The organism is Bradyrhizobium sp. USDA 4532, assembly GCF_024171315.1.
Classification (GTDB): domain Bacteria; phylum Pseudomonadota; class Alphaproteobacteria; order Rhizobiales; family Xanthobacteraceae; genus Bradyrhizobium; species Bradyrhizobium australafricanum.
The window spans coordinates 6,763,724-6,788,945 of sequence record NZ_JALJZN010000001.1 but is presented as its reverse complement, the minus strand read 5'-3'; the positions used below and the strand labels follow the sequence as shown (position 1 = coordinate 6,788,945).

Annotated in this window: 21 protein-coding genes; 7 read left to right on the top strand and 14 right to left on the bottom strand. The window is 66.5% G+C overall.

Features of this window, described 5'->3' with window-relative positions:
- Positions 1-27 precede the first annotated feature (27 nt).
- Entirely contained in the window at positions 28-336 is a 309-nt protein-coding gene (locus tag J2R76_RS31185; RefSeq protein ID WP_076831026.1) for a hypothetical protein, read from the bottom strand.
- 193 nt (positions 337-529) lie between these two features.
- Between J2R76_RS31185 and J2R76_RS31180 the strand changes: the two genes are divergently transcribed.
- Both J2R76_RS31180 and J2R76_RS31175 read left to right on the top strand, forming a co-directional pair.
- Positions 530-1,936, top strand: a complete 1,407-nt coding sequence (locus tag J2R76_RS31180; RefSeq protein WP_076831029.1) for an MFS transporter — start codon at positions 530-532, stop codon at positions 1,934-1,936.
- A gap of 115 nt (positions 1,937-2,051) precedes the next feature.
- A complete protein-coding gene (locus J2R76_RS31175) occupies positions 2,052-3,326 on the top strand; it encodes an NAD(P)/FAD-dependent oxidoreductase (protein WP_076831032.1) in 1,275 nt (424 codons plus the stop codon).
- A gap of 219 nt (positions 3,327-3,545) precedes the next feature.
- Here J2R76_RS31175 and J2R76_RS31170 read toward each other — a convergent pair whose 3' ends face one another.
- Positions 3,546-4,496 (bottom strand): helix-turn-helix domain-containing protein, encoded by a 951-nt coding sequence (locus J2R76_RS31170; protein ID WP_141339776.1) that lies wholly within the window; start codon positions 4,494-4,496, stop codon positions 3,546-3,548.
- 148 nt (positions 4,497-4,644) lie between these two features.
- Here J2R76_RS31170 and J2R76_RS31165 point away from each other — a divergent pair, with 148 nt between their 5' ends.
- Positions 4,645-5,304 carry an isochorismatase family protein gene (locus J2R76_RS31165; protein WP_141339777.1) on the top strand — a complete coding sequence of 220 codons (660 nt, stop codon included), beginning with the start codon at positions 4,645-4,647 and terminating at the stop codon, positions 5,302-5,304.
- 199 nt (positions 5,305-5,503) lie between these two features.
- Here the strand turns inward: J2R76_RS31165 and J2R76_RS31160 are convergent, their stop codons facing one another.
- The gene (locus J2R76_RS31160) at positions 5,504-6,730 is read right to left on the bottom strand and encodes an ABC transporter substrate-binding protein (RefSeq protein WP_141339778.1); all 1,227 of its coding nucleotides are present in this window, start codon (positions 6,728-6,730) and stop codon (positions 5,504-5,506) included.
- A gap of 53 nt (positions 6,731-6,783) precedes the next feature.
- Positions 6,784-7,986, bottom strand: coding sequence for a cytochrome P450 (locus J2R76_RS31155; RefSeq protein ID WP_141339779.1), 1,203 nt, complete (start codon positions 7,984-7,986; stop codon positions 6,784-6,786).
- A gap of 82 nt (positions 7,987-8,068) precedes the next feature.
- Here J2R76_RS31155 and J2R76_RS31150 point away from each other — a divergent pair, with 82 nt between their 5' ends.
- Positions 8,069-8,593 carry a MarR family winged helix-turn-helix transcriptional regulator gene (locus tag J2R76_RS31150; protein ID WP_076831045.1) on the top strand — a complete coding sequence of 175 codons (525 nt, stop codon included), beginning with the start codon at positions 8,069-8,071 and terminating at the stop codon, positions 8,591-8,593.
- Positions 8,594-9,031: 438 nt separating this feature from the next.
- On the opposite strand, the gene J2R76_RS31145 is transcribed toward J2R76_RS31150, so the two are convergent.
- Positions 9,032-10,897 carry a feruloyl-CoA synthase gene (locus J2R76_RS31145; RefSeq protein ID WP_375166543.1) on the bottom strand — a complete coding sequence of 622 codons (1,866 nt, stop codon included), beginning with the start codon at positions 10,895-10,897 and terminating at the stop codon, positions 9,032-9,034.
- 170 nt (positions 10,898-11,067) lie between these two features.
- Here J2R76_RS31145 and J2R76_RS31140 point away from each other — a divergent pair, with 170 nt between their 5' ends.
- Together J2R76_RS31140 and atzF are read left to right on the top strand one after the other, a co-directional pair.
- Positions 11,068-11,598, top strand: a complete 531-nt coding sequence (locus J2R76_RS31140) for a MarR family winged helix-turn-helix transcriptional regulator (protein WP_253625306.1) — start codon at positions 11,068-11,070, stop codon at positions 11,596-11,598.
- A 195-nt stretch (positions 11,599-11,793) separates the two neighbouring features.
- Complete coding sequence (gene atzF / locus J2R76_RS31135) at positions 11,794-13,623, top strand: allophanate hydrolase (RefSeq protein ID WP_076831050.1); 1,830 nt, start codon at positions 11,794-11,796, stop codon at positions 13,621-13,623.
- A 165-nt stretch (positions 13,624-13,788) separates the two neighbouring features.
- On the opposite strand, the gene J2R76_RS31130 is transcribed toward atzF, so the two are convergent.
- From J2R76_RS31130 to J2R76_RS31090, 9 genes are all read right to left on the bottom strand, one after another.
- Positions 13,789-14,508 (bottom strand): GntR family transcriptional regulator, encoded by a 720-nt coding sequence (locus J2R76_RS31130; protein WP_057019483.1) that lies wholly within the window; start codon positions 14,506-14,508, stop codon positions 13,789-13,791.
- A gap of 13 nt (positions 14,509-14,521) precedes the next feature.
- A complete protein-coding gene (gene hpxZ / locus J2R76_RS31125; RefSeq protein ID WP_076831053.1) occupies positions 14,522-14,914 on the bottom strand; it encodes an oxalurate catabolism protein HpxZ in 393 nt (130 codons plus the stop codon).
- A 1-nt stretch (position 14,915) separates the two neighbouring features.
- A complete protein-coding gene (locus tag J2R76_RS31120; protein ID WP_076831056.1) occupies positions 14,916-16,313 on the bottom strand; it encodes an AtzE family amidohydrolase in 1,398 nt (465 codons plus the stop codon).
- Positions 16,314-16,320: 7 nt separating this feature from the next.
- Positions 16,321-16,500, bottom strand: coding sequence for a DUF4089 domain-containing protein (locus J2R76_RS31115; RefSeq protein ID WP_018269566.1), 180 nt, complete (start codon positions 16,498-16,500; stop codon positions 16,321-16,323).
- A gap of 95 nt (positions 16,501-16,595) precedes the next feature.
- Positions 16,596-18,422, bottom strand: a complete 1,827-nt coding sequence (locus tag J2R76_RS31110) for an ABC transporter ATP-binding protein (RefSeq protein ID WP_076831059.1) — start codon at positions 18,420-18,422, stop codon at positions 16,596-16,598.
- A gap of 300 nt (positions 18,423-18,722) precedes the next feature.
- A complete protein-coding gene (locus J2R76_RS31105; RefSeq protein ID WP_057019486.1) occupies positions 18,723-19,622 on the bottom strand; it encodes an ABC transporter permease in 900 nt (299 codons plus the stop codon).
- 3 nt (positions 19,623-19,625) lie between these two features.
- On the bottom strand, positions 19,626-20,639 hold the full coding sequence (locus J2R76_RS31100) for an ABC transporter permease (protein WP_057019487.1): 1,014 nt from the start codon (positions 20,637-20,639) through the stop codon (positions 19,626-19,628).
- A 7-nt stretch (positions 20,640-20,646) separates the two neighbouring features.
- Positions 20,647-22,269 (bottom strand): ABC transporter substrate-binding protein, encoded by a 1,623-nt coding sequence (locus J2R76_RS31095; protein WP_057019531.1) that lies wholly within the window; start codon positions 22,267-22,269, stop codon positions 20,647-20,649.
- Between the two features lie 247 nt (positions 22,270-22,516).
- Positions 22,517-23,485 carry a phosphotransferase gene (locus J2R76_RS31090; protein ID WP_244558913.1) on the bottom strand — a complete coding sequence of 323 codons (969 nt, stop codon included), beginning with the start codon at positions 23,483-23,485 and terminating at the stop codon, positions 22,517-22,519.
- A gap of 269 nt (positions 23,486-23,754) precedes the next feature.
- Here J2R76_RS31090 and J2R76_RS31085 point away from each other — a divergent pair, with 269 nt between their 5' ends.
- Positions 23,755-24,783: an IS110 family transposase gene (locus J2R76_RS31085; RefSeq protein WP_057016162.1), complete on the top strand. Its 1,029-nt coding sequence runs from the start codon at positions 23,755-23,757 to the stop codon at positions 24,781-24,783.
- The last annotated feature ends 439 nt before the right edge of the window (positions 24,784-25,222 follow it).

Genomic DNA, 25,222 nt, shown 5'->3' with positions numbered 1-25,222 from the left:
CGCCAGATCGGTGCACTGCCCGCCGGTTCACGGCTCATCCAGCATACGATAATTCCCGACAATCACCGCACAGCGAACCAGCGGCGGCTCGGCGCAACGATCGCGGATGCCGTCCTGGAACGCCTGGAACGCGGCCAGTTTCGGGATCGGGCTCGAACCGTCCTCGGCCGTGGTCTCGACCATGTGGATGAAGGTATCGTCCTCCAGCCGCAGGGTCAGATAGCGCACGCCGTCGGGCCTCGCCGCCTTCAGCTCGGCGAACACGGCCGACACCAGCGCGGCATTCTTCTCCGCCATCTCCGGCTTCGCCTTGTACCTGATCAGGGTCCGTCTCATCGCGGCCTCCTTGGCCTGGTTCTGCGGCCCGAACCGGCCGCGTCAGACCCAAGGACGTTTGCGAACCGCCAAAGGATGCGGTCCGGCAAAAATAAATTCAAAAATAGTTCTTCGCCGCATCCTTTGCCCGTTCCGGTTCGTCCTTGCCGGCGAAGCGCGCCGCAACCTCGCGGCGCAGCAACGGAGAACGACCATGCAGACCCCTCGAGAGCGCGCCGAACAGCGCTGGGTGCTCGGCCTCACCGCGCTGGCATCCTTCATGATGGCGCTCGACGCCATGATCATGACCACGGCCTTCGCCACCATCCGCGCCGATTTCGGAAGCGCCGTGGAGACGCTGCAATGGACCGTCAATGCCTTCAACCTGACCTTCGCGGTGCTGCTCCTGACCGGCGCGGCGCTCGGCGACCGTTTCGGGCGGCGCAGGATGTTCGCGGCCGGGATCGGCCTGTTCGTCGTGGCGTCCGCGGCCTGCGCGCTGGCCGGCAACGCCGCGGCCCTGATCGCCGCCCGCGCCTTACAGGGCGCGGGCGCGGCACTGGTGATGCCGCTGGCGATGGCGATCCTGAGCGGCGCGTTCGGCCGGGAGGAGCGCGCCCGCGCGCTCGGCATTTTCAGCGGCATCACCGGATGCGCGCTGATCATAGGTCCCGCGATCGGCGGCTTCATCACCGAGCATCTCGGCTGGCGCTGGATTTTCTGGATCAACTTACCGGTCGGCCTGATCGCGATCGCCCTTGTGATCACGCGCCTGCGCGAAAGTTTTGGGCCGACGGCGCCGCTCGACATCACCGGCCTCACGCTGGTCGCGCTCGCGGCGCTGGCGCTGGTCTGGGGCCTGCTGCGCGGCAACGGCGTCGGCTGGGCCAGCGCGGAAGTGACGGGCGCGCTGATCGCCGGCGTCGCGCTGGCGGCGCTGTTCGTGCTGTGGGAGCTGCGTGCCACAAGCCCGATGGTGCCGATGCGGCTGTTCGCGGCACGGCCGTTTGCGTCAGGCATGGCCGCAAGCGTGCTGTTCTACGCCGCGATGTATGGCGTGCTGTTCCTGCTGCCGCAGTTCCTGCAGATCGCGCTCGGCTTCGACGCCTTCGGCGCCGGGCTGCGCTTGCTGCCGTGGACGGCGACGCTGTTCGTCACCGCGCCGATCGCCGGCGCCGCGGTCAACCGGTTCGGCGAGCGCACGCTGGTCGTCACCGGCCTCCTGATGCAGGCGATCGGGCTCGGATGGATCAGCGAGATCGTGAGCCCCACAGTGCATTATTCGGCGCTGGTCGCGCCGCTGGTGCTCGCCGGCGTCGGCGTGTCGATGGCGATGCCGGCCGCGCAGAACGCGGTGCTGGGTGCGGTCGCCGTCAGCGAGATGGGCAAGGCGTCGGGCGTCTTCAACATGGGCCGCTTCCTCGGCGGCATGTTCGGTATCGCGGCGTTGGTGGCGAGCTTCTCCGCCAATGGCGCAGACGATTCATCCGGTCATTTCGCAAACGGATTCGCGTCGGCGATGAGCCTTGCCGCAACGCTGTCATTCGCCGGCGCGGTCGCGGGACTGTTCCTGCCGATGCGGCGGCGGGCCGTGGCCGCGGCCGCGCCGCAGGACGCGTGAAGCTTGCGGCGATTGGGTTTTGCTATCGGGCGATCAGGCATTTCGTGTTGGAATGGGGCTGCGAATGAATACATAATCAAACGACGAAGCCGTTCGAAACCGGGAGCGACATCAGATGACGCAAGCGCCGGCCAAACCTCATCGCGTGGTGATCGTCGGCGCCGGCTTCGGCGGCCTGGAAGCCGCTTTCGGTCTCAGAGGGGCGCCGGTCGAGATCACGCTGATCGACCGTCGCAACCACCATTTGTTCCAGCCGCTGCTCTATCAGGTCGCGACCGCTTCGCTTGCCACCAGCGAGATCGCCTGGCCGATCCGCTATCTCTTGCGCGACCGGCCCGAGGTGACGACGCTGTTCGCCAATGTCTGCGGCATCGACGCCGCGGCGAAGCGGGTAGCGCTCGACGACGGCGGCAGCATTCCCTACGACACGCTGGTCCTCGCCACCGGCGCCCGCCACGCCTATTTCGGCCATGACGAATGGGAGCCGTTCGCGCCCGGCCTGAAGACGCTGGAGGACGCGACGACGCTGCGGCGGCGCATCCTGGTCGCCTTCGAGCGCGCCGAGCGCGAGACCGATCCGGACAAGCGCGCGGCGCTGCTGACCTTCGTCATCATCGGCGCCGGCCCGACCGGCGTCGAGATGGCCGGCACCATCGCCGACCTCGCCAAGGACACGCTGCCGCAAGACTTCCGTCACATCGACACGCGCAAGGCGCGCGTGGTGCTGATCGAGGCCGGCCCGCGCGTGCTGGCCGGCTTCCCCGACGATCTCTCGGCTTACGCGCAGGCGTCGCTGGAAAAACTCGGCGTCGAGGTGATGCTGGGCGAGCCGGTCACCGAATGCTCGGCCGACGGCGTGGTGTTCGGCGGCAAGAGGCTGGAGGCGCGCACCATCGTCTGGGCCGCCGGCGTGCGCGCCTCGCGCGCCGCCGAATGGCTGAACGCGCCGGCCGATCGCGCCCATCGGCTGCAGGTCGAGCCGGATCTCACCGTGCCCGGCCATCCCGATGTCTTCGCCGTCGGCGACACCGTCACGATCAAGGATCCCGACGGCAATCCGGTGCCCGGCATCGCGCCGGCCGCCAAGCAGGAGGGACGCTATGTCGCCGCGCAGATCAAGGCCCGGCTCGACGGCAAGACGCTGCCGCCGTTCCGCTACAAGCATGCCGGCAGCCTCGCCCAGATCGGCAAGAAGAAAGCGGTGATCGATTTCGGCTGGCTCAAGCTGCGCGGCTCGCTGGCATGGTGGATTTGGGGCCTCGCCCACATCTACTTCCTGATCGGCGTGCGGCATCGGATTGCGGTGGCGATGAACTGGCTCTGGATCCACACCCGCGACCAGCGCGCCGCGCGGCTGATCACGCAAGGCAGCAGCAAGGTCGCGCAGTAGGTGGCTCGGCACTGCGCTATCCTGTTATCCATCATCCCCGCGCAAAGGCTCCGCCTTTGTCGCTGGAGGAGCGCGGCACGCGCGTCTCGAACGATCGACGGCCCCGCTAGTGGCCGTACATCCTTCGAAGCTCGCCCAGCGCCGCAATTGCGCCGCAAGGCTCGCACCTCAGGATGACGGATAACAATCTGTCTTAGCCTCTCAGCGCTGTACGCATTCTCACCCCATCACCTGGTGCGGCGAGCGGCCGAACGCGGCCTTGAAGGCGCGGCTGAAATGCGAGACGTCGCTGAAGCCGAAGCTCAGCGCGACATCGGTGACATGGCTGAAGCGCCGCTCCGCCAGCGCCTGATAGGCGGCGGCGAGGCGCTGCTGCCACAGCCATCGGATCGGGGTCGTGCCTTCGCGCGCAAACAGGCGATTGAGCGTGCGCGGCGCCATGTTCTGCGCGGTGGCGATCGCATCGAGATCGAGCCCGGGATCGTCGAGATTGGCCAGCATGTAGGCCTTGACCCGCGCCAGCCTTTCGTCGCCGCGCTGCGGCCCTTCGTCCGTCAGCTCGGTCTGCAGCGTGGTTGCGAAAATATCGAGCGCCGCCGCGCCAAGCCGTGTCGCCGCAGGTCCGGCCGCGTCGTCGAGCCGCGTCAGCCGGCGGATCAGCGATCCCGCCAGCGCTCCCACTTTCGACGCGTTGCCGACCCGCCGCGCCGTCAGGCGCTGCGCATCCGGCAGGCGTGCGAGCAGCAGCGGCCGCGGAATCGACACCATGATCGCGCGCGCGCTCGGGGCGAATTCGAGCGTGAACGGCTGCGCCTGGTCATGCAGCATCAGATCGCCCCGGCGCATGCGCACGTCGCGGCCGCCCTGGGCAAAGCTGACCTCGCCGCGCAGCGTGAGCCACAGCATGAAATAGTCGCGCGGATCCCTGCGGACGTCGCTCGCACTGCGCATCACCCGGATGCGGTCGGCGGCCGGCGTCGACGACCAGATGTCGTTGATGGCCAGCGGGCCGAGATGGCGGATCGAGATCGATGCCTGGAACGCCTCGTCGGCGACGCGGCGGCATTCGGTCAGCGAGAATTCGCGGCAGGTGACGTGATGCCAGCGGTCGAAACTGTCACCCGGCGCGACAAGCGTTTGCGCGACGACTGTGTGATCTGGGGTCTGCATCGGACCTTGCTCCCGCCCAACCCGGCAGCGGGACATTCTGCGTCCAGCCCTCCCTTCTGGCAAGCAGAGACCAGCGACTGGCCGGCGCAGCCAAGAACGATCGCGGGAACCGGCGTAGAAATTGTCTCTCACCAGGAGGAGACACCACATGGGCTACCAATGCGAAACCATCGATCCGGCGCGAACCGTCATGATCGTCGTCGACATGCAGAACGATTTCGTGGCCGAGGGCGCCAAGCTGCGTTCGGCGCAGGCCGCCGCCATGGTGCCGCGGCTGGCGCAGACCCTGAAGGCCTGCCGGGACAAGGGCATCCGCGTCATCTACACCGCGCATGTGCATCGCCGCGACGGCAGCGACATGGGGCTCTATGACGATCTCTATTCGCCGATCGCCGACCGGTCGTCGCTGGTCGACGGCAGCGAGGGCGTCGAGATCTTCAACGACCTCGCCCCCGCCCCCGGCGAGCACGTCATCAAGAAGCACCGCTACAGCGCGTTCTTCGCCACCGATCTCGATCTCATCCTGCGTGAATGGGGCATCACCACGGTGATCATCTCGGGGACCACGACCGAGAACTGCTGCCACGCCACCGCGCGCGACGCCATGTTCCACAATTACAAGGTCGTCTTCCTGTCGGACGCGACCGGCACGTTCGACTATCCCGATGTCGGCCAGGGCGCGCTGTCCGCCGACGAAGTACACCGCGCCACGCTGACGATCCTCGCATTCTCAACGGCACATGTGATGACGGCGGCCGAGATGCTGGCGCGGGTGAAGGCTGGTGACGGAGCGGCGAAGGCTGCGTAGTGAGTCGCCAACAGCGCGCCACAAACTTAGTCTGCCTCTCCCCTTGTGGGAGAGGCCGGATCGCATGAAGCGAAGCGCAATGCGATCCGGGTGAGGGGTTGCGGTCTCTCCGGCCCGTGCGCCGTGTGCAGAGATACCCCTCACCCCAGCCCTCTCCCACAAGGGGAGAGGGAGCGCAGCAGCATTCGCGGCGAAGAGCTCACTTCACCAGTGAGCAGCCGCCATCGGCCAGCGGGCGGAACGCCTGGTCGGCCGGGATGGTCGCGATCAGCTTGTAATAGTCGTAGGGGTACTTCGACTCCTCGGGCTTCTTCACCTCGAACAGATACATCGGGTGGATGACGCGGCCGTCCTGGCGGATCGTGGTGTCGCCGAACAGTTTGTCCTTGCCCTTGAAGGTCTTCATCTGCGGCACCACCGCCTTGGCGTCGTCGCTGCCGGTGGCGGCAACCGCGTTGAGGTAGGCGAGCGTCGAGGCGTAGACGCCGGCTTGGTTGCCGCTCGGCATCTTGCCGTTCATGCCGGGACGGGCGGCGAAGCGCTTTGCGAACGCGCGGGTGTCGTCGTTCATGTCCCAGTAGAAGGCTTCCAGCAACTGCAGGCCCTGCGCGACCTTCAGGCCCATGCCGTGGATGTCGTTCACGAACAGCAGGAACGCCACCATGGTCTGGCCGCCCTGCTGGATGCCGAACTCGGCCGCCTGCTTCACCGCATTGATGGTGTCGCCGCCGGCATTGGCGAGCCCGATCACTTTTGCTTTCGAGCTCTGCGCCTGCAGCAGGAAAGACGCGAAGTCCGACGTGCCGAGCGGATGCTTGCTCGAGCCCAAAACCTTGCCGCCGTGCTTCTCGATGTAGTTCGTCGCCTCGGCCTCAATGCCTTTGCCGAGCGCATAATCGACGGTCACGAAATACCAGTCCTTGCCGCCGCGCTGCATCATCGCGGCCGCGGTGGTGTTGCCGGTGGCCCAGGCGTCGTTGACCCATTGAATGGTGTTCGGCGAGCAGGCCTTGCCGGTGAGATCGGAGCTTGCGGTCGACGACGCCAGGAACGTCATCCGGCTATCGCGCAGGATGGTGTTGATGGCGAGCCCGACCGCCGAGTTCGGCACGTCGACGATGGCGTCGACGCCTTCGACATCGAGCCATTTGCGCGCGATCGCAGAGCCCACGTCGGCCTTGTTCTGGTGATCGGCATAGACGATCTCGACCTTGATGCCCTTGCCGCCGCCGCCAAAATCTTCCGCGGCCATGCGCGCGGCTTCCACCGAACCCATGCCGTTGGTGTCCTGGAAGATGCCCGAAATGTCATTGAGCACGCCGACGCGGACCACGTCGCCGGAAATCTCCGCGCGTGCGCTGCCCGCGGCGCAGGCCAGTGCCAGCGCAAGTCCAATCCTAAATCGCCCAACCCCGAAGCCCCTCATCGTCTCCCTCCCATGTTTCCTCAATCGACCTTTTGCTGGTCTTGAGCGTCTCGTCAGGCCGGCGTGATCTCGACCGGCAGGCTGCTGAGCCCGCGCAGCGTGTTGTTGAAAAGGCGCTTCGGCTCGCCGGTGATGTCGATCCTGGCGACACGACGCGCCAGCGCCGCCAGCATCACCTCCCCTTCGAGGCGAGCGACGAGCTGGCCGACACACATATGGATGCCCGAACCGTAGCCGACGTGGCCCGACGTACGACGGGTGATGTCATAGCTATCGGGCGCTTCCCAGCGGCGCGGATCACGATTGGCCGCTGCCAGGAACATCAGCACTTTCTCGCCTTCAGGAATGCTGGCTCCACTGAGCTCGACGTCGCGCGTCGTGGTGCGGAAGAAAGTCTGGACCGGACTTTCGAACCGCACGGCTTCCTCGAAGGCGTTGCGCGCCAGCGTCGGATCGGCGCGCAGCTTCTGGAACTGGTCGGGGAAGCGGGCGAGGCAGTAAACGGCGGCGCCGATGCCGTTGACGGTGGTGTCGAGACCGGCCGACAGCAACGAGCGCACCAGCAGCGGCGCCTCGGTCGCGGTAATGGCGCCGCTATCGACATGGGCGTGAATGCAGGCGCCGATGCCGCCCGGGGTGAGATTGTCGCGCTGGCATTGCTCGGCAACATAGGCCTGATGCGGCGCCGAGCGCTCGATCGCCTCCTTGCGGAGCTCGTTCGGCGGGCCGAAGGCATTGAACACCAGACTGGCGTAGGGCAGCAGATGCTCGCGGCCCTCCGGCCTCAGGCCGAGTGCATCCGGGAAGATCGACAACGGATAGGCTTCCGCAAGGTCCGCGATCGCGTCGAACCTGCGCTTCTCCAGCAGCGCATCGAGGCGGGCCTCCGCGGCGGCGGCAAATTGCCCGCGAAGCTGCTTCATCACGGTCGCCGACAACACCGTGCTCAGCACGGCTCGGGTCCGGGTATGGGCGGGCGGGTCGGCCTCCAGGATCAGGCTCGCCGGCCGCCACGGCTTCTCCTTGGAAAAGTCGCTGAGGCCGACGCCGCGGCTGGAGCAGAAGGTCGCGGGGTCGTTCAGCACCGCATGGACCTCGGCGTAGCGCGCCACGCCATAGACATTCCACTTGTCGAGATAGACCACCGGCCCGGCCTCGCGCAGCCGCTCATGGGTCGGGAATGGATCGGCGAAGAACTCGAGCGCGAACGGATCGACGTCGAGATGCGGGACGGACGCAGCTTCTGTTGCAGTCATCGGGACCTCCCGAGGTTTGATCTTGTCAACACGGGCCGCATATCTATTGCTCCCGGACAGTTTCGCAGCGATGATTTGAGAGATGAGCAGCCAGCCCCTCCCCCGAAAGCCCCGCCGGCCGAGACCGGCCGATCCCGCAGACGCCAGTGACGGCCCGCTGCTGGACCTTGATCGCTATGTGCCGGCGTTCATCACCTTCATCGGCAACAAGCTGTCGAACAGCGCCACCGCGTTTTACCAGAAGAATTTCGGCGTCAACGTCACTGAGTGGCGGATCATCTCGCAGCTGGCGATCGAGCCGGGGATTCCCGCTTCCCGGATCTGCCAAGTGATCGGCTTCGACAAGGGGCCGGTCAGCCGCAACCTCGCGGCATTGCAGAAGCGCGGCCTGCTGACCATCCGCACCGCTCCGGACGACGGCCGCACCCATTCGATCACGCTGACCGCGCGCGGCCGCGCCGTCCATGACAAGGTCATCGTCGCGGCGCTGGAGCGCGAGCGGCGGCTGCTGGCGTGCCTGAAGAAGGACGAGCGCGAGGTGCTGATCGAGCTGCTGCGCCGGCTGCACGAGAATCTCGGCGCCGTCACCGGGCAAAGCACGACCTGACGGCACAGCCGGGCCATGGGCGGCGCCCGGCACCCCCGCGGTCTTCGCCCGATCTTCCATGCGTGCCGTTGGCGCCGTGCTGCGCAACATTCTCCTCCCAAACGCGTGGCCGTTGACCGGCCCTGTCCCTATGGGTTCGGAAACTCGCACAGCTTAGTTGCTATGGCAACTAAAAAGGCAACCGCGTGCAGCGCGGCAAGTGGAAGCAGCGGGGACTTGGCGGGTTGGACAGCTGAAACTTGGATGATCCGTGCCACAAACGCGGTGTCGTCCCGGCCTCCGAGCCGTGACCCATAACCACAAAATGCTGATTATCGCATGTCGGCGGAACGACGAACTTTGTTCACAATTTCGGCCGCGGAGTATGGGTGCCTGCTTCCGCAGGGACGACGGCAGTGTACGCGGCGCGCTGCTGGCGCGTCAGATGCACAAATCGCCTCACACGCCCGCGCAGGCGATCGCCTCACCCGACCCGTCGTCCTCCAATACCGCCACTGCTGCGGCGCGGCGCGTCAGCACGGCGCGCTGATTGATGTAGCCCTTGTCGGTGATCTCCCCGCCGTCGACCGAGGCGGACTCGGCCAGCAGCAGCGCGCGGGTGGCATGGCCGGAGGAATGGCCGCCTTGCGCCTTCAGCGTCGCCAGCCCCCGCCCAACCGCAGCACGGACCGCCGGATGACCGATCACCTCCCGCGCATCGGCGCTCTCGGGCAGCCCTGCCAGCGAACGGCAGGCGGCGAGGTTCGGAAACACCAGGAAGCGCACCTCGTCGCGGCCATGGCCTGTGACGACGATGTCCTGCGCGAGCGGCGCCAGCGCCGCGATGCCGGCGACGCGCAAGGTGCCGACGCTGACCCAGGTGCCGGAATTGAGCTTGAAATCCTCCGCCACGCGGCCGTCGAAGAACAGGCCGAGATCGGGCCGTGCGGGATCGGCGAAGGTGACGGCGTCGCCGATCTTGTAAAAACCCTCGGCATCGAAGGCCTCAGCGGTGAGCTCGGGCGCCTTCCAGTAGCCCGGCGTGACGTTGGGCCCGCGCACGCGCACCTCGAGCTTGTCGCCCGACGGCACCAGCTTGAGCTCGGTGCCGGGGATCGGCACGCCGATATTGCCGGAGCGTTTGGCCAGGAAGTGGCAATCGGTCGCCAGCGGCGAGGTCTCGGTCGAACCCCAGGCCGACACCATCGGCAGCCGGCGACCGACCGTCCGCAGCGACAAGTCCTCCAGCGCGTCCCACAGATTCTGCGGCAGCGCCGCGCCGGCATAGAAGGCGAATTTGGTGCCCTCGAAGAATTTTCTGCGCAGTTCGTCGTCGGTGCGCAGCGCCGCGATCAGCATGTCGAAGCCGCGCGGCACGTTGAAATAGACCGTCGGCACCACGCTGCGCAGGTTGGCCAGCGAGGTCGCGAACAGCCCGGGCGCCGGCTTGCCGCCGTCGATATAGAGCGTGCCGCCGTTGCGCAGCACCAGGTTGAAGTTGTGGTTGGCGCCGAAGGTGTGGCTCCACGGCAGCCAGTCCAGGATCACCAGTTCCTCGCCCGCTTGCTCCAGGAACGTCCAGGTCTGCGCCTTGGCTTGCTGGCTCGAGGTCAGCATGCGCTGGGTGTTGATCACGGCCTTCGGCGTGCCCGTCGAGCCCGAGGTGAACAGGAATTTTGCGATCGTGTCAGCCGTCACCGCCGCGAACGCCTTGGCGACCCCGGGCGCTTCCGGCGTGGCAGCGACGGTACGGAACGACAATGCGTCGGCGTCGTCCGGATTGCCGCTGACGATGGTTGCGCGATGCAGCGGCTTGATTGCGGCAAGCGCCGCCGCGAACGGCCTTGTGCTTGCGACGTAGATCGCGCCGGGGTCGAGCAGCTCGATCATGCTCTTCAGCTTGTCGAAGTCTTTCGACATCAAGGAATAGGCCGGCGAGATCGCGGCCGAGGGCACGCCGACATGCTGCGCAGCGAGCGCGAACAACGCGTGATCGATGCCGTTGTCGGAGAGGATGACGAGCGGACGTTCCGTGCTCAGCCCTTGCGCTAGCACCCACGATGCGGCCCGCCGCACGATGCCGAGCGCGTCGCGATAGCTGACGGTGCTCCAGGGCGCATCGGCATTGGCGCGCTCGCCGAGAAAGATGCGATCCGGCGCCTGCTGCGCCCAATGCTCCAGCCAGTCGCCGACGCAGCGGGCGCCTTGCTTCAGCGGCGTGGTGGAGCGGACCAGGATGCTGCCGTCGTCGCGGCGATCCGCAACGATCGCGGGCGTCGCGAACAGGCTGCTCGGATTGTCTCCGCTGGCGGCGGCCATCGTCATGGTTTCCTCCTCGCCCAAGTCTTGTCACCCGTGTCTTATCGGGATCGCGCCGCAACATGGTGCGGCGCCGCGGTCCCGGCCGGGCTCTTTGGTCATAATGTTGCGGACATCAATTGTTGTCGTCAACAACAATCTTTCCATCCCAGCTTGGGCGCGCTAGCCTTGCGGTCATGGCGAGCCAGCAAAAGACATCGCGCAAGGCGGCAGGAACGGCAGCGGCAATCCGCCGCCCCCGATCGCACGGAGCAAATGGCGCGGCGCCCAACGGCGAGGCCGGCGACGACATCGGCCTCGACGCGCTGGTCGGTCACGCCGGCAATGCGGTGCGCCGCTTCCAGCTCTGGATCTTTCAGGACTTCATCAAGACGCTGGCGACGGTCGATATCCGCCCAACCCAGTATTCGGTGATGACCGTGATCGGGGCCAATCCAGGCCTCAGTCAGATGGCGGTGGCAAAGCGGCTCGGGATCGAGCGCGCGCGGCTGGTGCATCTGCTCGACAGCCTGGAAGACCGCGACTTCGTCAGCCGCGTCCCCTCCGCGACAGACCGCCGCTCCCATGCGCTGCATCTGACCGCGCGCGGCAAGACCGCGCTGGCGCAGTTCAAGCGGCTCGCCGCCGAGCATGAGCGGCATGTGGCCGAGAAGATCGGCAAGGAAAACCGCGAGCATTTGTTGCGCATCCTCGCCTCCTTCACCTGACCTTTCGACCGAGATTTCGGCTTGACCGGATTTGCCTTTAAATTGGGCAGATACTCTCTCATACCGGCCTACGTCCGTTCCCGACGAGCATTTCAAGCAACTGATATTGTGCAATAATCCGCCGCGCGACGGACGCGGGCGAATTGTACACAATGGCACATTGCTTGCTTCGACCAGGCTGCAATTCCCTTGCGGATGGCATCCGACGCCTCCCGCTCACGAGATGAGGCCAAGCACGTGACTGAAACTGTCGCCGCGATCGTCGCCGCGCACCGCGCCGGGACCATGACGCCGGCCCAAACCGTGGCGCGCAGCTACCAGCGCATCCGCGAGCACAACGATCCCGCCATCTTCATCAGCCTGCGCGACGAGAAGGATGCGCTTGCCGAGGCCGAGCGGCTCGCCGATCCGACGTTGCCGCTTTACGGCGTGCCGGTCGCGGTGAAGGACAATATCGACGTCGCGGGCCTGCCGACCACCGCCGCCTGCCCGGCGTTCTCCTATCTGCCTGAGCAGGATTCCACCGTGGTCGCGAAACTGCGCGCGGCCGGCGCCGTCATCATCGGCAAGACCAATCTCGACCAGTTCGCCACCGGCCTGGTCGGCGTGCGCTCGCCGTACGGCATTCCCAGGAACCCGGTGCGCGGCGATCTGGTGCCGGGCGGGTCGAGTTCGGGCTCCGCGGTCGCGGTCTCCGCGGGCCTGGTGCCGCTGTCGCTCGGCACCGACACCGCGGGCAGCGGCCGCGTGCCGGCGATGCTCAACAACATCGTCGGGCTCAAGCCGAGCCTCGGGCTGATCTCGACCACCGGCGTCGTGCCGGCCTGCCGCACGCTCGACTGCGTCTCGATCTTCTCGCTCACCGCCGACGACGCGCTGGCCGCGCTCGCCGTCATGTCCGGGCCCGATCAGTCCGATCCGTATTCGCGCGACCGGGCGCTGGCCCCGCTGGCGAGCTTTCCGGCCAAGCTGAAGCTCGGCATTCCCCAAACCGGCCAGTTGAAATTCTTCGGCGATCGCGAGGCCGAGGAGGCCTATGGCGAGGCGTGCAAGCGCTGGCAGGCGCTTGGCGCCAACCTCGTCGAGTTCGACCTCGCGCCGTTCTACGAGACCGCGCGGCTGCTCTATGAGGGCCCGTGGGTGGCGGAACGCTATCTCGTGATCCGCGACCTGCTGGCGTCGTCGCCCGAGGCGGTCCATCCGGTGACGCGCGAGATCACCGTCGGCGGATCGCGTCCAACTGCCGCCGATACTTTTTCTGCGCTGTACCGCCTCGAGGCGCTGCGCCGCGTCGCCGAGCGCAGCCTTGCGCAACTCGATGCGATCGTGCTGCCGACCGCCCCGACCGTCTATTCCACCGCCGATGTGCTCGCCAATCCGATCGAGCTGAACTCGCGGCTCGGCACCTACACCAATTTCGTCAACCTGCTCGATATGTGCGGCCTGGCGCTGCCGGCAGCGATGCGGCCCGACGGCGCGCCGTTCGGCATCACGCTGCTCGCGCGCGCCGGCCGCGACGCCGAGCTTGCCGGCATCGGCCGCGTGTTTCACGCCGACACCGGACTTACACTCGGCGCCAATTCACTTCCGCAGCCGCCGCTCACCGCCGCGCCGACGCAGGCCGGCTCCGACGACATCACCATCGCGGTGGTCGGTGCGCATCTCTCCGGCATGGCGCTGAACCACGAGCTGACGACGCTCGATGCGCGCCTGCTGGAAGAGGCGGTCACCGCACCGGACTACAGGCTCTACGCGCTCGACACCACGCCGCCGAAGCCCGGCATGCTGCGCATCGAGGCCGGTGCCGGCGCAGCGATCAAGCTCGAACTGTGGGCGATGTCACCGGCAGCATTCGGAACGTTCGTCGCCGCGATCCCGCCGCCGCTGTCGATCGGCACGATCAGGCTCGCCGACGGACGGCAGGCCAAGGGCTTCATCGTCGAGCCCGCCGCGATCCAGGGCGCGAAGGACATTTCCGCCTATGGCGGCTGGCGCGCATTCATGGCGGAGAGGGCGAAAGCCTAGCCGCAGCGGAAGTGCGCTCCCTCGCCCCGCTCTCGCGGGGAGAGGGTGGGGGTGAGGGGCATCTCTCCGCGCGGAGGACTATCGAGAGACCTGTACCCCCTCACCCGGATTGCGTCTGCGATGCAATCCGACCTCGCCCCGCAAGCGGGGCGAGGTAAGGAGAAGCTACACCGACACCGCGTAGGTCTCGTACTCCCCGCGCACCTGCTCGATATGGGCGCGCATCGCCGCGGCGGCGCCTGTCTTGTCGCCGCGCATGATGGCGACGACGACGCGGTCGTGCTCGGCGTGGGATTTTGCCAGACGGCCGAGGTTGCGGAACTGGGCGCGGCGGAACGGCTGCACGCGCACCCGCGTCGCCAAAGTGATCTCGGCGATGTAGGCGTTCTGCGACCCGGCATAGATCGCGTTGTGGAAGCGCTCATTGACCTCATGGAAGCGCTCGGGATTGCCGGTGTAGCTCAGCACCCGCAACTCCTCGTGGATCGCTTCCAGTGCGTGGCGCTCCGCCGCCGTCATCCGCTCGGCGGCGAGGCCGGCACAGATCGCCTCCAGCTCGGCCATCGCCTCGAACATGCCGGTGAGCCGTTCAAGCGAGGGCCGCGCCACCACGGCGCCGCGATGCGCTCGGGCATCGATCAGGCCGCTGGCGGCAAGCTGCCGCAGCGCTTCGCGCACCGGGGTGCGCGAGACGTTGAAGCGCCGCGCAAGGTCGGTTTCATCGAGCCCGGCCCCCGGCGGCAGCGTGCCACGCACGATCTCGTCGGCGAGTTGCAGCCGCAGCTCTTCGGCACGGGTGACCTTGTCGACCAGCGACGACGGCCGATCGATGCGGCGCACCGTCATCTCGGATTCTGCGCCCTGCGGCAGATCTTCCAGGCTCATCCTCAAGCGCCCTTCAAGCACCTTTGGGTTCGTCGATGACGCTGACATGGGCGGCGACGATTCTCCAGCCCTCGGGGAAGCGAATCCACGTCTGCATCTGCCGCCCCACTCTACCCGGCGCGCTGTCCCGGTAGAACAGCGTCGAGGCGATCGCGGTGTCGCGGCCATAGGTCGTGATCACGGTCCGCTCGAGCTTGCGCATCAGCCCGACCGGCGAGCGCCCGGCGCGAAACGCCATGATCTCGGCATAGCCATAAAGGTTCTCGCCGATACCGTAACGCAGCGTGCGGCGGTCGTCGCGGAACAGCTCGTCGAGCACCGCGACGTCGTTCGAGACCAGCGCCTTCTCATATCGCTGGAACTGCGCGGTGACCTCAGCGACGACGTCGGGAATATCGATTTCCATATCAGAGTCCTCTCGGCGCCGGCGCGGCCGCAACGCCCATCTGTTCCAGCGCATAGGCGACCCGTAGCGCGCCGTCCTCGCGCCAGGGCGCCGCGATGATCTGCACGCCGATCGGCAGCGGCTCAAGCGGCACCGGCACGGCGACCACCGGCAGACCGATGAAGGAGATCGGCTGGGTGTGGATGCCGATATTGGCGCGCACCGGAAGCTCGACGCCGTCGAGCGTGAAACTGGCCTGACCGATCTTCGGCGCGGTGCACGGCGTCGCCGGCGCCAGGATCACGTCGACCGACTGGAACAGCTCCATCACCTTCGCGCGATACCAGCGGCGGAATTTCTGCGCCTTGTCGACATAGACCGCCGGGATCATCGCGCCCGCAATGAGACGGTCGCGCACCGCCGGATCGAAATCGTTGGGACGCTTGCGCAGGCGATCGAGATGCAGCGCGGCACCCTCGGTCGTGGTGATGATGTAGGCCGCGGCGCGAGCGCGCGCAGCTTCGGGAAGCTCCACGATCCGCGCGGCACCGAGCGCCTTCGCGACACGCGCGACCGCCTCTGCCGCCTCCGGAAACAGATTCTGCTGGAAATAGCCGCCGGCGATCGCAACCCGCAGCCCGCCAATATCATTGGCAAGCAACGGCACGGTCGGCTCGACCGACTGCACAATGCAGGCCGGATCATCGGCATCAGGCCCCTGCATGGCGTCGTAGGCGAGCGCGAGGTCCTTCACGCTGCGCGCTAGCGGGCCGAGATGATCGAGGCTGGCGACGAACGGATAGGACCGCGCGCGCGACAGCCGGCCGTAGGTCGGCTTCAAACCGAACGTGCCGCAGAATGACGACGGCACGCGGATCGAGCCGTTGGTATCGGAGCCGAGCGCGATCGGCACCAGCGCGCCGCCGACGGCGCTGCCCGAGCCGCCGGAGGAGCCGCCGGTCATCCGCGCCGGATCATGCGGATTGCGCGACGGGCCGTCATGCACATTCTCGCCGGTGAAGTCGTAGGCGTATTCGCCCATGTTGAGCGCGCCGACCAGCACCGCACCGGCCGCCTCCATCCGCTCGATCAGCGTCGCATCGCGCGGCGACGGCGGCAGGTCGCGGTTGATCTTCGAGCCGGCGCGGGTCGGAAGGCCCTGCACATCGAACAGGTTCTTGACCGCGAACGGCACGCCGGCGAGCGGGCCGACCGGTTGACCGGCGGCGATCGCGGCATCGACCGCGCTGGCCCTGGCGCGCGCGCGATCGGCGGTGACGTCGGTGAAGGCATTGAGGACCTTGTCATGCGCGGCGATCCGCGCCAGCGCAGCCTCGGTCGCGGCAAGAGCCGTGATCTTGCGGTTTGAGACGGCCTGCGCGATCTCGGCGGCCGACATGGGAACGGGAGTTTCGGACATCGGGGTCTCAGGTCGAATAGACGGCGGCCGACACGACGTCGTCCGGCAGCGGGAAGTCATCGACCAGCCGCGCCAGTCGCAGCGAGACGTCGAGATTGGCGCGCACCGCCGGACGCCAGGCGTCCTCCAGCGGCAACGCCATCGCGCGGGCGACGGCGTTCATATAGTCGTCGAGATGATCGGTCATTTCGCTCCCAATAACGATTTTGCGCATGATCTCCGCGCAAACGCGTTCCGCGTTTGTCGCGAGGAAAACCGGTCCCCACTTTTCCGGATCATGCGTCAAGACACCGGCAGCGGCGGATGCGGGATCGCCGTCAGCAGCTCCCTTGTATAGGCATCCTGCGGATTGCCCAAGACGTGTTCGGATGTGCCCTGCTCCACGATGCGACCGGCGCGCATCACGATGACGCGATCGCACAGCAGGCGCACGACATTGAGGTCGTGCGACACGAACAAATAGCTCATGCCCATCGACTGCTTGAGGTCCTGCAGCAAATTGAGCACCACCGCCTGCACCGAGACATCAAGTGCCGCGGTCGGCTCGTCGAGGATGACGAGCTTCGGGTGCAGCGCGATGGCGCGTGCGATGCCGACGCGGGCCTTCTGGCCGCCGGAGAGCTGGTGCGGGAAGCGATCCAGCAGATTGACCGGCAGGCCGACCAGCCGCGCGAGCTCCTCGCAGCGGGTGCGGAGCGCGTCGCGCCCGCGGATGTCGCCGAGCTGCATGATCGGATCCGCGATGGCGCGCGCCGCGGTGAAGCGCGGGTTGAGGCTGTCGGTCGGATCCTGGAACACCATCTGGATCTGGCTGCGCCGCGGCAGCCGCGCGAACGACTGCGGCGTGATGCCGCCGATGTCCTCGCCGTCGAACATGATGCGGCCGGAGGTCTGGTCCAGCAGCCGCATCACCATCATCGACGTCGTCGACTTGCCGCAGCCGGATTCGCCGACCAGCCCGACGCTCTCGCCATGATCGATCGAGAAGCTGATACCGTCGACCGCACGGAAGGTCTCTTCCTCGACCGGCGGCTTGCGCCCGAACAACTTTGCCAGCATCCCGCCCGCGCCCTGGCGCGGGTATTCCTTGACGAGCCTTTCGACTGACAGGAGAGGCTCCATCCGCCCCCTCTCCCCGTTCTTTACGGCGAGAGGGTTGGGGTGAGGGGCCGCATCCGCAGGCACGGCCCGTGGAGGGTCCCCCTCACCCGCCACGCTCTGGCGCGCGAGTGCGCTGCCGAGCGTGTCGGCCTCTCCCCGCACGCGGGGAGAGGCAAGCGAATCCTCCTCCGGCAACAGATCCCGGAGCGACACCCCGAGCCGCGGCGTCGCGCGCATCAGCTTCCTGGTGTAGGCATGCCGGGGCGCGGCGAAGATGTCCGCCGACTTGGCGGTCTCGACCACACGGCCCTTCTCCATCACCACGACGCGGTCGCAATAGGCGGCGGCGAGGCCGAGGTCATGCGTGATCAGAATCGTCGACATCGCCCGGCGCCGGGTCAGCTCGACGATCAGGTCCATCACCGCCTTCTGGGTGGTGACGTCGAGCCCGGTGGTCGGCTCGTCGGCGATCAGAAGCTGCGGATTGCAGGCCAGCGCGAGCGCGATGACCACGCGCTGGCACATGCCGCCGGACAGCTCGAACGGATAGGCGTGGTAGCGCTCGCGTGCGCGCGCGATCTTGACCTGCTCCAGCGCCTCGATCGCCGTCTCGCCGCGATCGGTGACCTGCGCCTGCTGCACATGCTGGCGCAGCACGTCCTCGATCTGGTGACCGACCTTGCGGATCGGATTGAGCGCGGCGCGCGGGTTCTGGAAGATCATCGAGACCTCGCGGCCGCGCAGATCGCGCATCTGGCTCTCCGAGGCCGACTTGACGTCGATACCGGAGAACATCACCGAGCCCTCGGCGATCCGGCCGGCGCGGTCGAGGATGCGCATCACGGCATAGGAAGTCACCGACTTGCCGGAGCCGGACTCGCCGACGATGCCGACGGTCTCGCCCTTGCCGACGGATATGTTGACGTGCTGCACCGCCTTGACGATGCCGCGGCGGGTGGTGAACTCGACCGTGAGGTCGCTGACGTCGAGCAGCGGCTGGGCGGTCATGCGCGCCTCCCCTCATGGGGTGCGTCATCCAAAAATCCGCAAATCAACCCCATGCAAAGGAGCGGAGCGGTAGCACGGCACCGGACCGGGACAGGCATCATGTTCTCCGCCTGTCCAGTGCGCCCCCTCGCCCCGCTCTTGCGGGGAGAGGGTTGGGGTGAGGGGCATCTATCGGCACGTACAACTGGCTGAGGAGTGCGCGGAGCGCCCCCCTCACCCGGTCCGCTAACGCGGCCCGGCCTCTCCCCGCACGCGGGGAGAGGCGAAGAAAGCGCGCATGCGTTAGCCAGGTCCACATCATCACGTCCTCCGCTGCGGATCGACGATGTCGCGCAGGCCGTCGCCGAGCAGGTTGAAGCAGAACACCGCGATCATCAGCGCCAGGCCCGGGAACAGCGCGATCCACCACTCGCCCGACACCATAAAGCCCGCGCCCTCGGCGACCATGATGCCCCACTCCGCGGTCGGTGGCCGGACGCCGAGCCCGATGAAGGACAGGCCCGCGGCGTTGAGGATAGCATAGCCCATGGTCAGCGACATCTGCACGATCATGATCGGCATGATGTTGGGCAGGATGTGCCCGAGCAGAATGCGGTACTCGCCGTTGCCGGACAGCCGCGCCGCCTGCACGAAGCCGGCATTGCGGCGGACGTTTGCTTCTGCGCGTGCGACGCGGGCATAGAGCGGGAAGTTCACGATCGCGGTCGCGATGATGATGTTCTGCACGGTGTTGCCGAGCGCCGCGACGATGCCCATCGCCAGCACGAACAGCGGAAACGCCATGATGGTGTCGGCGATGCGGCCGACGATGCGGTCGGTCCAGCCGCCGAAATAGCCGGCGGCGATGCCGGCCAGCCCGCCCATCAGGAACACCAGCACGACGGAGGCGACCGCGATGAAGGTGTCGAGCCGCGTCGCGACGATGACGCGGCTGAAGATGTCGCGGCCGAGCTGATCGGTGCCGAACCAGTGCGCGGCGGACGGCGGCTTCAATGCAGCCGCGGTGTCGGAGGCGAGCGGGTCGTACGGCACCACGTAGGGCCCGAACAGCGCGGCAAACAGGATCAGGACCAGCAGCGCGAAGGCAAAGCCGGTGACCTTGTTTTCGCTCAAGACGTAGCGGGTCTGCTCCAACGCCGCGGCAAGCCCCGACGTGCGGGCGGGTCCTGCGGGTTCGACGGTTGGAGCTACGGTGCTCATGCTCTAGCCCTCCAGCCTGACGCGGGGATCGATCACGCCGTAGAGGATGTCGATCAGCAGATTGAGCAGCACGTACATGACCGCCATGGTCAGCACGAAGCCCTGCACCGGCGCGAAGTCGGATGCGATCAGCGCCTCGACCGCGTAGGAGCCGATGCCGGGCCAGGCGAACACCTTTTCCACCAGCACATTGGCGCCCAACAGGAACGAGAACACCATGCTGAGCGTGGTGATGACCGGCAGCATCGCGTTGCGGAAGGCGTAGGTGACGATCACCTTGCCGGGCGACAGGCCGCTGGCACGCGCGGTGCGGACGAAGTCGGACGCCAGCACCGCCAGCATCGAGGCCCGCGTCATCCGCGCGATCGGCGCCAGCGAGAAGATCGCGAGCGTCACCGCCGGCAGGATCAATTGGCTGAGCGCGGAACGAAACGCCTCGAAGTCCCGCGCGATCAGCGTGTCGACGAGATAGAAGCCGGTGACGGTCGGCGGTGCGCTAGCGAACACGTCGAGCCGGCCGAGCGGCGCCGGCGACCAGCCGAGCCGGAAGTAGAACAGATAGACCAGCACGAGCCCGGTGAAGAACACCGGCAGCGACACGCCGGCCGTGGTGGTGACGCGGCAGAGATGGTCGATCCAGGAGCCCGGCCGCGTCGCCGCCAGCACGCCGAGCGGGATCGCGATCACGATGGAGACGACGAGGCCGAGCAGAGTGAGCTCGGCCGACGCCGGCAGGCGGTTGCGCAGCTCGGCCGCCACCGGCTGGCCGGTGGTGAGCGATGTGCCGAGATCGCCATGGGCGAGATCGTTGGTGTAGCGGACGAACTGCTCGATCAGCGGCTTGTCGAAGCCGAGCTTCTTCCGGATCTGGTCGACCGCCTCCTTGGTGGCCGCGGGGCCAGCAAAATACGCCGCGGGATCGCCCGGCAGCGCACGCGTCAAAAGGAACGTCACGATCACGACCCCGATCAGCGACGGGATCGCGAACAGCAGCCGCTTGCCGATCATCGCAAGCATGAGCGCCTCACCCCTTCGCCATCGCGCGATAATCGAGGCGGCGGTGGAACCAGTATTGGTAGCCCGTCACGTTCTTCTGCATCGCGACGTTGACGAAGGGCTGATAGAGCGGGATGCGCGGGATGTCGGCGAAGGCGAGATCGACGAAACCCTTGACGTCGGCGTCGTAGGCCGCGGTGTCACCATTCGCGGCGGCAATGCGTGCGCCGTCGATGAGCTTGTCCATCTCGGGCGATTTGTAGCTCATCGTGTTGAAGATCGAATTGTTGCCGTGGTAGCACCAGTAGAAGAAGTACTCGGGGTAATCGAGCCAGCCCGAGAACACGTTGGTGAACAGCGGCATTTCCTTCTTGGTGAGCTCGGTGCGCCAATTGGCGCCGGGCACCTTGTTGATGGTGGTCTTGATGCCGAGCTGCGCCAGGCTCTCCTGCACCAGCACGCAGAGCGGCTCGTTGACCCCTGCGAAATTCAGGTCGAACGAGATCGTGGTCTCGAATCCGTTGGCGTAGCCGGCTTCAGTGAGCAGCGCCTTGGCCTTCTCCATGTCGGTGTAATATTTGGTCGGCTGCGGCCAGGCGACCTCGGTCGGCCTGTCCTTGGCCGCGCCGAACATCGGGTTGGCGAGACCGAACAGCACCGCATCCATGATCTTCTGATACGGCATCGCGTAGGCCATCGCCTGCCGTACCTTGGGATTGTCGAACGGCGGCTTGGTCACGTTCATGCCGATATACTGGATGCCGTTGGAGAACGGCAGCGAGACCACGTTGAGCTTGCCGCTCGCCTTCATCTCCTGGAAGTCCTTGAACGGCAGCTCATAGGAGATGTCGGCATCGCCGCGCTCGAGCAGCGCTCGGCGGTTGCCGGCCTGCGGCACCATGCGCCAGATCACGCGCTTGATCTTCGGCAGCGGACCGCAGACCCACTCGTCGTTGCGTTCCATGACGACTTCGGTGCCGGCGGTCCATTTGGTCACCTTGTAGGCGCCGGAGCCCGCGGTCTGCTGCTTGGTGAATTCGAGGCCCCACGGATCCTTCTCGCTGGCGTTCTTCTTCACGAGTTCGGAGTTGACGACGCAGGGCACGATCACAGCGAGGTCGGGGATCGTCAGCTTGTCCTTCCTGAGGAAGTCGACGCGCACCGTGGTGTCATCGACGATCACGAACTGCTCGGGCTTGGTCAGCGAGCCCGCGCTCATCTGGAAGGTCGGAAAGCCGCCGACAGAGACGGCACGGTCGAGCGACCATTTGACGTCCTTCGCCGTGACAGGCGTGCCGTCATGGAATTTGGCGTTCTTGCGCAGCTTGAAGGTGACCGACATGTCGCCGATGTTGATGTCCTCGGCGAGCTCAGGCTTGAACTTGTCGCGGTCGTAATAGGGCACGCCGCCCGGACCGCTCTTCATCTCGTGGCTGATCAGGCGGTCGTAGCAATTCCACGACACCTCGTAGCCCGGCACGTTGGTGCCGACGCCGTGGATATCGAGATTGTTGGGTCCGCCTTCGGAGACGATGAGCAGCGTCTCGGAGCGCGCGTCGGCCTTGGCCGGCGACCAGATCGCGGGCGCGGTCGGCGCCAGCGCCCCCGCAGCCAGCCCGGACACCGATTTGAGGAAATCGCGACGCTTCATGTGATGCTCCAACGCCTTGGGAAACGGCCTTGGAACTCAGATCGCAAGGATTGTGCCAACCCTTAACGAAATCTTATGTACTGCTAATGCCTTGCCGGAGCGAGGTAAAACGTCGGCCGGTATCCCGGTCGGGCAAAATCTTAGATCGCCAATTGCATACAAAGCCAGGCTATATGCTCAAAAAATGAGCATGAAGCGGCTTCTGCTTGCTTTGTGGCCGGCAATAGAGGCCGCGCGCTGAAGCGCGCTAATCCGGCCAAATCAGCTCCTGCAATTGCACGAAGTCGTCGACCCGGTCCGGCCAGCCGTCGATGCAGATGTGCCGGAGCGGATCGCTGGCAGAGTGCAGCATCAAGAGCGCCATCAGCCGCCGCTTCAGCGTGAACGTCACATCGCTGCGCGAGATGCCGAAGCCGTCGAACAGGCTGCGCACCCGGCGCGGATGCCCGGCGGCCATGAAGGCGCTGGGACCGAGCAGGTCGTACTCGCCCCATCCGGCCCGGACGTCGCCGAAGTCGAACAGGCCGGCGACGTGCCAGCCGTCGGCCCGGCGTCCGAGCAGAAAGTTCTCCGGGATGTATTCGCCGGTCAGGATCACCGGCGGCGCGTTCATTGGGATCAACTCAGCGGCGTCACGCAGGAGATCGTCGAGCGAGGTGAGGAATTTTTTGGGCAGGCCGAGCCGCTCATGGCGCGCCCGGCACTGCGCGATCTGCCCGCGCATGAAGGCCTCCCAGCGCGGCTCGATAGCGCGCAGGCTGCCGGGCGGCACGCGCTGCACCTCGGCAATCACGGCCCCGATCTCGGCGAGCACGCGCTCGCGCTCGGCTTCCGACAGCGATGGCCAGACCTCCGAGCCGACGGTGCCGGACAGGCGAGTGATGACGAGATACGGCCAGCCGTCGCGTTCGCCCTCCGCGACAAGGTCGGGAATCGGAATGCCGAGCCGTCCGCGCAACCCGGCAAGCGCGCCGCGCTCGGACACGAATTGCGGGCGCAGAAACGGCGGGAAGAGTTTGAGGATCAGGTTATCGTCCAGCCCGACAACCAGATTGGTGCCGGTCGAGAACACATGCGGCGCGACGCACGACAGCCCGTGGCCATCAGCAATATCGCGCGCGACCGGCAACCAGCGCGACGTGTCGCTGCGCCAGGCGCGGTAGCTGTCGTAGTTGGTGAGGAGTGGAAGGGAAGCGATCATCTCTCGGACCGTCATTGCGAGCCACCCGGTCGGCGCGAAGCGCCGCCGGATGAAGCAATCCATGGCACCGCTTGTACAGCGAATGGATTGCTTCGTCGCTTCGCTCCTCGCAATGACGGGAAGCTATTTCGTAGATGGGGTAACGGGCCGGCCGCCCGCTCGCTACGGCGCAATTTGGAAGCGCGCTCGCGAGCGGCCTGTTGGTTGGAAGGCGGTCGTCCCTCAAACTGATGGTGTTCAACGGAGTCGGGCAAGCCCGCTCCAAGCATCATTAAGGGACGACCATGTACCACTATGCAGGAATTGACGTGTCTTTGGAATGCTCGAGCGTTTGCCTTGTCGATGGGACAGGCAAGATTTTGCGCGAGACGAAGGTTGCGAGCGAGCCGGCGGCGCTGATCGCCTGGTTCCGGTCGCTGGGTCTGGTACTGGAACGGATCGGGCTGGAGGCAGGCCCCTTGTCGCAATGGCTGTATGCGGGTCTGCGAGACGCAGGGCTTGCGGTCGAGCTGCTGGAAACGCGGCACGTTCGCGAAGCCTTCAAGTCGATGCCGGTGAAGACGGACCGCAACGATGCCCGCCGGATCGCGCAGTTGATGCGGCTCGGCTGGTTCCGGCCGGTGCACTGCAAGTCGGTCGCGGCGCAGGAGACCCGCGCCATCCTGACGGCGCGCAAGCTGCTGCAATCCAAGCTTCGCGATGTCGAGAACAGCCTGCGCGGCATACTTCGCGGTTTTGGCCTGAAGGTCGGTGCGACCACCGAGCGCACGTTCGCCGGACGCATCCGCGAGCTCGTGACCGGCCATCCCGGACTGGAGTTGGTCGCGGCGGCGCTGCTCCAAGCCCATGCGGTGCTGCTGCGGGAGTTCAAGAGCCTGGACAAGCACACCCAGAAGCTCGCCAGGACGCATCCATCCGCCAAGCTCCTGATGACAACGCCGTCCGTTGGTCCGATCGTGGCGCTCACCTATGCCGCGGCGATCGACGACCCGAAGCGCTTCCGCTCCTCGAAGGCCACGGGAGCCCACTTTGGGCTCACCCCGAAGAAGTACCAGTCCGGTGAGACCGACTACACCGGCCGCATCAGCAAGATCGGGGATGCCTCCGTGCGCGAGGCACTCTACCAGGCAGCTCACGTCATGCTGACCAAGCCGGTCAAGAATTGCTCGGCATTGAAGAGCTGGGCGATGCGGATCGCCCGGCGCGCAGGCATGCGCAAGGCCAAGGTAGCGCTGGCTCGCAAGCTCGCCGTGATCCTGCATCGCATGCTCGCCGACACCAAACCGTTCAACCCGATGACCAAGGCCATCTAGCCAGGAGCAGCAATCGGTTCCGGGCGGGCCACGACACCAGGCTCTCCCCGAGCGAAGTCCCTCCGCTGGGACGATGGATCCGGTCAGGCCGCCATCCGGGAAGTGGCTCACGACCACGCAATCCGTAGATTGGCCGGCCGGCTCCTCAATGCACCCCATCAGGCGACGGCCTTCGCGCCGATCCCGTACAGAAGCAAGTGCCCGGCGAGTGGATGACGCGAAAAGGGATTGACTAACCAAGGCCCGTTACAGAAGCCCGGATGAAGCGAAGCGTAATCCGGGATTCTGTGCCGCCTGAAAGACCGGCCCCGGATTTCGCTTCGCTTCATCCGGGCTACACAGCCGTCTTCTCCTTCCCCCTGAAAGGGGGAAGGTCGGGATGGGGGTCAGCTGCAAGCGACGCTGCAAGTGGTGAGAGAAGATCCCCGCCCGCTTTGCT